1 protein-coding gene is annotated in these 2,902 nt (G+C 49.1%); it reads left to right on the forward strand.

The annotated features are described in order from the left end of the window. A partial coding sequence (locus QUH73_RS20555) for a hypothetical protein (protein WP_289532322.1) occupies positions 1–1,240 on the forward strand: 1,240 nt, incomplete at its 5' end. Positions 1,241–2,902: the final 1,662 nt, after the last annotated feature.

A 2,902-nucleotide genomic window follows, 5' to 3' on the forward strand; every position in this document is an offset into this window, starting at 1 on the left:
GGGCGCCACCACCTACCAGTGGTACCGTGCCAACGATGCTGCCGGTACCGGCGAAGCCGCCATTAGCGGCGCTACGGCAGCCACCTACCTGGCTGTAGCTGCCGACCTCGACAAATTCCTTACTGTAGCCATTACCCCCGTGGCTACCAGCGGGATTTTAACAGGGCTGCCCGCAAAACCTGCTTATATTGGCATTATACCCAACATGACAGCAATAGCTACCGGTACCGGCACCTTTAGGGGCAAAACCTGTTTCGACATTGCCCTGGGTAACGACGGCATAAACTCCTGTACTACGGTAAGCAACCGAGCTTCGAAAAAGGCCGACTTTACCCTCACTGCCACCAACACACAAAGCTATAAATTTACGCCAATCGGCACGGTAAGTAACGTTCGCTTTTATTATAGCAATACCAATGGCGCCCCCATTACTGCCATTAGTGGCAACAATACTGGCAATAACATTAGCGCTGCTGTAACAGCAACTGTTAGCTACGACCATACCTTAAATACCCTGGCTGCAGGCTTAACGCGTCTTACCGCTTTAACTGCTAACATTTATGTGGTGTATAATGCTACTGCTGATAACTCAGGTGCCGATAACGCGTTACAACTTCCAGTAAACATTAAGGACTGTTCTTGCTGTGGCGCTATGATCTCACCTACAGAATATAAAGAATTTATGTGTTACAACCTTGGAGCTAACACAAGTTTAAATCCTTTTGTAGCTAACATAGGTTTGCTCGGCGATTACTACGAATGGGGTCGCGCTGTCCCTACAGTCGCGTCCGACCTCTCAATGTACACTGACTGGCTCACCTCCTCTCCGGCACTGACTACCTGGGGTGAGGGTCCAAAAAAACCTGCCGACCCCTGTCCGGCTGGTTTCAGACTGCCGACAGAAGCCGAAATGCTCGGTGTGCGAAACTACAATGACTATTGTAGGTCCGGTAACTGGACCGACTCGCAAACCGCGGTTACTTCATTATTCGGTGTCGGTGGTAGTACGATCGCGAGATCTTATTTAACTTTTCCCGCCGCTTCTAGCGTCTATAACCAGTCCGGGGTCGTAATGCGAAGCAACGGTGACAACGCCGTACGAGCATGGGTATCTACCGTAAGGTATGATAACACCCCTTATAATATATACTACTGGTTCGCGAATTCCAGTGGTAATAGCAATGTAAGTTACACTGGTTACAGTGAACAAGCCATGACTGTTCGGTGTATAGAAGAATGATCTGGTCTTATTACGATACTACCGAGTTTTAAACAAAATCGTCCTGTAAGCAACAGGTTCCTATCGGTATTGGGCAAACACGCCTTCTACCCCAGGGGTAGCCGCGTGCTACCCTATAGCGTGCCAAAACAGGGCGTAAAATAAAAAATAGCCATAAGTGTATGTGTTTCAGTGTGTTTGGCGTATTTTTAGTAAAATACAAATTTTAAAAACTGGTAAAAATGAATAAAAAGCAAACAAAAAACCGGCTGCAACCCATGCCCCACGGCGTGCACAGCCGATGCGACCCCTGAGCCCCCTCTAGCTCCCCCAAATGGGGGAGGACATGGTCGCGTTGGTTTGGTGCCGCTTCGGGTGTGGCGATTTCCGAATCGCCGGCAAGACCATCTGATCCGATGACTGGAGCTCATCGGATCAGTAAAACCGAGTTGTTTAACCCTTTGGGGGTATAAAACCGCCCAAAGAGTTTCGGCAAACGGGTGCCGTGCTAAACACCATGTTACCGGCCTGTAAGGCCTTGATAACATAGCCCGGGGCAACGCCCCGGGGAACGGAATACCTCACACAGTGGCGCGCGTTAGGTTCTGATTGAAACAATACATTAGTTCGCGCCGCAATCCGGTAAATCAGTACAGCGGTTAGCTCGTGCTGCTTTAGACAACGGCATAATGGTATAGTTCTTTTAAATAATGAAAAACAAATGAAGTGGCGCAAGTCAGGGCTTGACTTGGAGTCAAACCCTGACTAAACGAACGGCCTGACTGGCATACCCGCGGATCTCGTCATTCCGAATTTATTTCGGAATCTGACATTCAGGAGTTTATCAATCGGGGGCTAAAGCCCGGAGAGTAGCAGCGCTGCCCGAACCGTCACATAAATGTGACGGCAAAGGATATTCTCGCGTTTAGGGACAAGCACACGAATCCCTGAAGCGGAGACTGAAATGAAGTGGCAAAGTCAGGGCTTCACTTGGAGTGAAACCCTGACTAAACGGCGATCCGGGTGTGGCGATTTCGGCAAATGGGTGCCGTGCTAAATACGGTGTTACCGGCCTGTAAGGCCTTGATAACTTAGCCCGGGGCATCGCCCCGGGGAACGGAATACCAGACGCCGCGGCGCGCGTTAGGTTTAGATTGAAACAATACATTAGTTCGCGCCGCAATCCGGTAAATCAGTACAGCGGTTCACCCGTTCCGCTTTAGCAAACGGCATAATGGTATAGTTCTTTTAAATGATGAAAGCAAATGAAGGAGTGAAAGTCAGGGCTTGACTTGGAGTCAAACCCTGACTAAACAGCATACCCTCGGATCTCGTCATTCCGAATTTATTTCGGAATCTGACATTCGGGAGTTTAACAATCGGGGGCTAAAGCCCTGTGTGCAGCAGCGCACATCGATCCGTCACATGAATGTGACGGCAAAGGATATCTGGCATTCTCATAGAAGCGAATTATCCTTTGCACGAATCGTCCCCGGCGCAAAGTCAGGGCTTCACTTAGAGTGAAACCCTGACTAAACAGCATACCCGTGAATCTCGTCATTCCGAATTTATTTCGGAATCTGACATTCGTTCTTTGTAATTATTAAATTTGAATTACCCGGCTTGGTCGGTGTTGTGTTGGTTCGCGGAGAACCCGCAACCCGCAAACTTGAGTTCATCGGA

The sequence above is a fragment of the Labilibaculum sp. K2S genome, assembly GCF_030372765.1.
Lineage (GTDB): Bacteria > Bacteroidota > Bacteroidia > Bacteroidales > Marinifilaceae > Labilibaculum.